Raw genomic sequence first — 6,960 nt, forward strand, 5'->3', positions numbered from 1 at the left:
AATAAAGAGCTGACAGAACTATGTTCGAACAACGCGTAAATTCTGACGTACTGACCGTTTCTACCGTTAACTCACAGGATCAGGTTACCCAAAAACCTCTGCGTGATTCGGTCAAACAGGCACTGAAGAACTATTTTGCTCAATTGAATGGTCAAGATGTGAATGATCTGTATGAGCTGGTACTGGCTGAAGTAGAGCAGCCTCTGTTGGACATGGTGATGCAATACACCCGTGGCAACCAGACCCGTGCAGCCCTGATGATGGGCATCAACCGCGGTACGCTGCGTAAGAAATTGAAAAAATACGGCATGAACTGATTAAATCAGGTAACTGCCTGAATAAAGGCGCTTCTGTCTTCTGGCCGAAGCGCCTTTTTCTTTTTGCTACGGCGCCAGATGGATATCATTCAGACTGCTTTTGGCAATCAGGAAGACATTCACCTTACTCATCGAGCACTCTTCCCATGAGGCATCGCTCTGAGTAACCACGTCATAAGCGTTGCCACTTTAAGCCAGGCCTGAGCGATGTTCATCGGCCATTCATAGCTATTCTCCTTGCGCTGTACAACGCCTTAAAGCGGCTCAGCCATTACCCCCTTTTAACTTAAAAAAAAGATATTTAGCGCGCGGGTGAACCGTGCCGCATCAACCGCCTGAGGCGCCGGTAAGCAGGTGCTTTTTGGTATCCCGGGCCACTATTTAGGTGTATAATATTGAACCATATCAATGATTTTAAACTAAGTTTTTGATAAGATGTCATTAACTCAGTTTCAGTTAATTTTGCAGCGTCTTTTTTCATACCCGCCTGTAGTCGGACTTCTCTGACTGATGTAAAGTTTCAGCAAAGACACTAACTTCTGGCACTAAATGTTGTCTGATGTGACGTACCGCGATGGATTAATTTCTTTATGCGCTACATTACATAATCACGCATAAAGAGATACTAATGAAAGCACCAAAAGCACCACCGACCTTCTCACGCGATCTGCTTCGCCCGCGTTACTGGTCGACATGGGCAGGTCTGGGTCTGCTTTTCTTGCTGGTGCAGCTGCCATTCCCGCTGCTGGAAAAACTCGGTACCTGGCTGGGCCGTACTTCAATGCGTTTCTTAAAACGCCGGGTACGCATCACACGCCGTAATCTGGAACTCTGCTTCCCCGATTTACCTCGTGACATTCTTGAGCAGCGCATTGTCCATAACTTTGAATCGCTCGGTATGGGACTGCTGGAAACCGGCATGGCCTGGTTCTGGTCAGACGCGCGCGTTAAACGCTGGTTTACCGTCAACGGATTGCAGAATCTGCAACAGGCCCAGCAGAACAAACGCGGTGCATTGATTATCGGCGTGCACTTTATGTCACTCGAGCTCGGTGGTCGGGCGATGGGTATCTGCCAGCCGATGATGGCGATGTACCGCCCGCACAATAATAAAATGATGGAGTGGGTGCAGACCAAAGGTCGCATGCGCTCGAATAAAGCGATGATTAATCGCCGCGACCTGCGTGGCATGGTGAGCGCCCTAAAACAAGGGGAAGCGGTGTGGTTCGCGCCAGATCAGGATTATGGCCCGAAAGGCAGTGTGTTTGCCCCGCTGTTTGCCGTGCCGAATGCCGCCACCACCAGCGGCACCTGGATGCTGGCGCGTATGGCCAAACCAGCAATGGTCACCGTAGTACTGATTCGTAAAGAAAAAGGCACCGGCTATGAGCTGGTGATCCAGCCAGAACTGCAGGACTATCCGTTAGAAGATGAACATGCCGCGGCGGCCTATATGAATAAAGTCATTGAGCGCGAAATTATGCGCGCGCCTAACCAGTACATGTGGCTGCATCGCCGCTTCAAAACACGTCCGGCGGGAACCTCCTCCCTCTATTAACTCCCTTTCGCTGAAAAGCCCGTTTGTTCACCACAAACGGGCTTTTTTCATTTCTACGACACTTCAGCCAAAAACGGACCTGCACAAGTGCGCGGACGGTCACATTGCTTCTATATAGTGAAACTATTTGCACTATTTGTGATCACGTCGTCTGGCATTGCCTCCATTTGGTGCGACATATTAAAGAAACTTTCTAAATACACCCGTGTATTAATATCTCTTTCTAACAAATTCAGGATTCTGCAGTTTTGGCACTCCATTTGCAGAGTCGTGGATGGCTTAATGCCGCAGACAGGAAAAAGTGCACTACGACAAAGCGCACTATCATAAAAAACAATTACGCCACACAGGATGCTTTATGAATAAAATGATGCTTTCAACTTTGGTTGCCACTGCAGCACTGTTTGCAGTTGCGAATCAGGCTCATGCTGGTACCACGCTGGACGCCATTAAAAAGAAAGGTTTTGTGCAGTGCGGTATCAGCGACGGCTTACCGGGTTTCTCTTATGCTGATGCCAGCGGTAAGTTTACCGGTCTGGACGTGGATATTTGTCGCGCCGCCGCCGCCGCCGTATTTGGCGATGCGACCAAAGTTAAGTACACCCCGCTGACGGCGAAAGAGCGTTTTACCGCTCTGCAGTCTGGCGAAGTTGATGTTCTCTCCCGTAACACCACCTGGACCTCCGCACGCGATGGCGGCATGGGCTTTATGTTTGCTGGCGTGAACTACTATGATGGCATCGGCTTCCTGACCCACAATAAAGCCGGCCTGAAAAGCGCTAAAGAGCTCGACGGCGCTACAGTTTGTCTGCAGGCAGGTACTGATACCGAGCTGAATGTGGCTGACTACTTTAAAGCCAACAATATGAAATACACCCCGGTAACCTTCGACCGTTCAGATGAGTCGGCAAAAGCGCTCGACAGCGGTCGTTGCGACACCCTGGCTTCCGACCAGTCTCAGCTGTATGCGCTGCGTATCAAACTGGGCAAACCAGGTGAATTTATCGTCCTGCCGGAAGTGATTTCGAAAGAGCCGCTGGGCCCGGTAGTGCGTCGTGGTGATGATGACTGGTTCACCATCGTCAAATGGTCCTTTAACGCCATGCTGAACGCAGAAGAGATGGGTATCACCTCTAAAAACGTTGATCAACTGGCGGCAAAACCAACCAATCCGGATATGGCTCACCTGTTAGGCGTGGAAAGCGATTTCGGTAAAGACCTGAAACTCGACAGCAAATGGGCTTACCACATCATCAAACAGGTTGGTAACTACCAGGAAAGCTTTGATCGCAACGTCGGTAAAGACAGTGCGCTGAAAATCGCTCGTGGTCAGAATGCTCTGTGGAATGCTGGCGGCCTCCAGTACGCACCACCAGTACGTTAATTCCCACCGTTTACAGGGCACCGCACTCGCGGTGCCCACGCCAGAGTTTTCGTAGCTGAGGTTTCAACATGTCTCAACGCCCAACCGTTAAAAGGGATTTTTCATTCAGCAATCCAGCGGTGCGCGCATGGCTCTATCAGATTATCGCGATCGTCGCGGTTTTCGCCGTTGTGGGTTATCTGATCCATAACACCGTAGTTAACCTGGCCACCCGCGGTATTACCTCCGGTTTTGGCTTCCTCGAACGCAGCGCCGGTTTTGGTATCGTCCAGCATCTGATCGACTATTCAGACGGCGACACCTACGCGCGCGTATTTCTTGTCGGCCTGACCAATACTCTGCTGGTTTCTGCGCTTTGTATCGTATTTGCCTCTTTTCTCGGATTTTTTATTGGCTTAGCGCGCCTGTCAGATAACTGGTTGCTGCGGAAAATTTCGAATATCTATATCGAAACCTTCCGTAATATTCCTCCCTTGCTGCAGATCTTCTTCTGGTATTTTGCCGTGTTGCGCAACCTGCCAGGCCCACGCCAGGCACTCAGCGCTTTTGATATCGCTTTCGTCAGTAACCGCGGCCTCTATATTCCATGGCCTGAATACTCTCCCGGCACCGTGCCTTTTTTGGTAGCCCTACTGATTGCGTTTGTCGGCATTATTGGTCTGTACCGTTTTAATCGCAAACATCAGTTAAAAACCGGACAACTGCGCCTGACATGGCCCGCAGCGCTGGCGATGCTGGTTGTATTTCCGCTGCTGGCGCATATGGGTTTCGGCGCCGCTATGCACTGGAATGTACCGCAACTGCGCGGTTTTAACTTTAGCGGCGGTTTCGCCCTGATCCCTGAACTTGCCGCCTTAACCCTGGCACTGTCGATCTACACCTCGTCGTTTATCGCCGAAGTGATTCGCTCCGGGATTCAGTCGGTACCTCATGGTCAGCACGAAGCAGCGCGTTCGCTGGGACTGCCGAATCCGGTCACGTTGCGTCAGGTTATTATCCCGCAGGCTATGCGCGTAATCATTCCACCGCTCACCAGCCAGTACCTGAATATCGTGAAAAACTCGTCGCTGGCAGCAGCAATTGGTTATCCGGATATGGTGTCGCTGTTTGCCGGTACGGTACTGAACCAGACCGGACAGGCGATCGAAACCATTGCCATCACCATGGCGGTTTACCTGATCATCAGCCTGTCGATTTCGCTGTTAATGAACATCTATAACCGCAAAATCGCCCTGATTGAGCGTTAAGAGAACGGTACTATTATGACTGTAACCACTCATGAAACTCCGCCAGTGCCCACTACAACCTTTGCACGTGCACTGAGCTGGGTAAGAAAAAATCTGTTCTCCAGCTGGTCCAACTCCCTGCTGACGCTGTTCTGTCTGTGGGTGATCTGGACGGCGATCCCACCGGCGCTTAACTGGTTGATCTTCCAGGCTAACTGGTTTGGCACTACCCGTGCCGACTGTACCAAAGAGGGCGCATGCTGGGTGTTTATCCATGCCCGCTTCGGCCAGTTTATGTATGGACTCTATCCACACGAGCTGCGCTGGCGCATCAATCTGGCGCTGGTGGTCGGCCTGCTGTCGATTATCCCGATGTTTATGAAAAGCATGCCGCGCCGCGGCCGCTATATTGCCATCTGGGCCGTTGCTTATCCGCTGGTGGTCTGGTTGCTAATGTATGGCGGCTATTTCGGTCTGGATCGTGTGGAAACCCGCCAGTGGGGCGGTTTAACCCTGACGCTAATCATCGCCTCTATTGGTATCGCAGGCGCGCTGCCGCTAGGCATTTTGTTAGCTCTAGGTCGCCGTTCACGTATGCCGGTAGTGCGTTCGCTGTCGATAATTTTTATCGAGTTCTGGCGTGGCGTACCGCTGATTACCGTGCTGTTTATGTCTTCGGTGATGCTGCCGCTGTTTATGGCGGAAGGCACCAACATCGACAAACTGGTACGCGCCTTAGTCGGCGTGATCCTGTTTCAGTCTGCTTATGTGGCTGAAGTGGTGCGCGGCGGTTTGCAGGCGCTGCCAAAAGGACAATATGAAGCAGCAGAATCACTGGCGCTGGGTTACTGGAAGACACAAGGCCTGGTGATCCTGCCACAGGCGTTGAAGATGGTCATTCCAGGGCTGGTGAACACCATTATCGCCCTGTTTAAAGATACCAGTCTGGTGATCATCATTGGTTTATTTGATCTTTTCAGTAGTGTGCAGCAGGCAACCGTCGACCCGACCTGGCTCGGGATGTCGACCGAAGGCTATGTCTTCGCCGCGCTGGTCTACTGGATTTTCTGTTTTAGCATGTCGCGCTATAGCCAGCATCTGGAAAAGCGCTTTCACACCGGGCGTACACCGCACTGAGGTTTAAAATGACTCAATCTATGACTCCTTCTGACGACGCGATGATGATTACGCTCGAGAATGTTAACAAGTGGTATGGGCAGTTTCATGTGTTGAAAAATATCAACCTGAAGGTTAAACCGCGCGAACGTATCGTGCTGTGCGGTCCTTCCGGCTCGGGTAAATCAACCACCATTCGTTGTATCAACCACCTGGAAGAGCATCAGCAAGGGCGCATCGTAGTCGACGGCACACTGCTGAATGATGACCTGCGCAATATTGAACGCGTGCGTACCGAAGTCGGAATGGTGTTCCAGCACTTTAATCTGTTTCCGCACCTTAGCGTGTTGCAGAACTGCACCCTGGCGCCTATCTGGGTACGTAAGACGCCGAAGAAAGAAGCCGAAGAACTGGCAATGCACTATCTGGAACGCGTACGTATTGCCGAGCATGCACATAAGTTTCCCGGACAACTGTCCGGCGGCCAGCAGCAGCGTGTGGCTATCGCACGTTCACTCTGTATGAAGCCCAAAATCATGCTGTTTGATGAACCGACTTCCGCACTGGATCCGGAAATGGTGAAAGAAGTGCTGGATACCATGATTGGTCTGGCAGAGGACGGTATGACCATGCTGTGCGTAACCCATGAGATGGGCTTTGCGCGCACCGTTGCTGATCGGGTGATCTTTATGGATCGCGGGGAAATCGTCGAAGAAGCGCCGCCGCTGGAGTTCTTCGCCAATCCTAAGTCAGAGCGTACCCGGGCATTCCTGTCGCAGGTGATTCACTGAGTTTACTGTAGCAATTGCGCCTTAAGCCCTGGCCATCTGGCCGGGGCTTTTTTTTATCCAGCGGTTACCGGCGGCATATCGGCGGTATTTATGTACCACCGCCGTATCGCGATGCGCGTAAACGCAAAAAAGCCCCATGCGTGAGCATGAGGCTTCTTAACGGGTGGCATAAATGCCGCCCCTGTAATTTGATGCCTGGCAGTTCCCTACTCTCGCATGGGGAGACCCCACACTACCATCGGCGCTACGGCGTTTCACTTCTGAGTTCGGCATGGGGTCAGGTGGGACCACCGCGCTAAAGCCGCCAGGCAAATTCTTTACCGAACTCATGCCTTGATACTGGTGCTGATACCCAGAGTCGAACTGGGGACCTCACCCTTACCAAGGGTGCGCTCTACCAACTGAGCCATATCAGCAAAACTACGGGTCGCATTAATACGACCCCTTACAATTTGATGCCTGGCAGTTCCCTACTCTCGCATGGGGAGACCCCACACTACCATCGGCGCTACGGCGTTTCACTTCTGAGTTCGGCATGGGGTCAGGTGGGACCACCGCGCTACAGCCG

Annotated in this window: 6 protein-coding genes, 1 tRNA gene and 2 rRNA genes; 6 read left to right on the forward strand and 3 right to left on the reverse strand. The window is 51.8% G+C overall.

The features are described from left to right. The first annotated feature begins 20 nt into the window (after positions 1 to 20). The 6 genes from fis (at position 21) to JWF83_RS02565 (ending at position 6,392) form a co-directional block, all read left to right on the forward strand. The gene (gene fis / locus JWF83_RS02540; RefSeq protein ID WP_000462905.1) at positions 21 to 317 is read left to right on the forward strand and encodes a DNA-binding transcriptional regulator Fis; all 297 of its coding nucleotides are present in this window, start codon (positions 21 to 23) and stop codon (positions 315 to 317) included. Positions 318 to 945: 628 nt separating this feature from the next. Further along, complete coding sequence (lpxP, locus tag JWF83_RS02545) at positions 946 to 1,875, forward strand: kdo(2)-lipid IV(A) palmitoleoyltransferase (RefSeq protein WP_413648412.1); 930 nt, start codon at positions 946 to 948, stop codon at positions 1,873 to 1,875. Positions 1,876 to 2,233: 358 nt separating this feature from the next. After that, complete coding sequence (locus tag JWF83_RS02550; RefSeq protein WP_413648414.1) at positions 2,234 to 3,259, forward strand: amino acid ABC transporter substrate-binding protein; 1,026 nt, start codon at positions 2,234 to 2,236, stop codon at positions 3,257 to 3,259. Positions 3,260 to 3,327: 68 nt separating this feature from the next. Continuing rightward, positions 3,328 to 4,506 (forward strand): amino acid ABC transporter permease, encoded by a 1,179-nt coding sequence (locus JWF83_RS02555; RefSeq protein ID WP_413648416.1) that lies wholly within the window; start codon positions 3,328 to 3,330, stop codon positions 4,504 to 4,506. A 15-nt stretch (positions 4,507 to 4,521) separates the two neighbouring features. Beyond that, positions 4,522 to 5,622 (forward strand): amino acid ABC transporter permease, encoded by a 1,101-nt coding sequence (locus JWF83_RS02560; RefSeq protein WP_413648418.1) that lies wholly within the window; start codon positions 4,522 to 4,524, stop codon positions 5,620 to 5,622. A gap of 8 nt (positions 5,623 to 5,630) precedes the next feature. Further along, positions 5,631 to 6,392, forward strand: a complete 762-nt coding sequence (locus tag JWF83_RS02565; RefSeq protein ID WP_413648420.1) for an amino acid ABC transporter ATP-binding protein — start codon at positions 5,631 to 5,633, stop codon at positions 6,390 to 6,392. A 193-nt stretch (positions 6,393 to 6,585) separates the two neighbouring features. Here JWF83_RS02565 and rrf (JWF83_RS02570) read toward each other — a convergent pair. The 3 genes from rrf (JWF83_RS02570) to rrf (JWF83_RS02580) form a co-directional block, all read right to left on the reverse strand. Continuing rightward, positions 6,586 to 6,701 (reverse strand): 5S ribosomal RNA (rrf, locus tag JWF83_RS02570). A gap of 31 nt (positions 6,702 to 6,732) precedes the next feature. Next, positions 6,733 to 6,808, reverse strand: a tRNA-Thr gene (locus JWF83_RS02575). Between the two features lie 41 nt (positions 6,809 to 6,849). Next, positions 6,850 to 6,960, reverse strand: a 5S ribosomal RNA gene (gene rrf, locus JWF83_RS02580); the annotation flags it as partial.

This window comes from Pantoea sp. B65 (genome assembly GCF_047308185.1).
Lineage (GTDB): Bacteria > Pseudomonadota > Gammaproteobacteria > Enterobacterales > Enterobacteriaceae > Erwinia.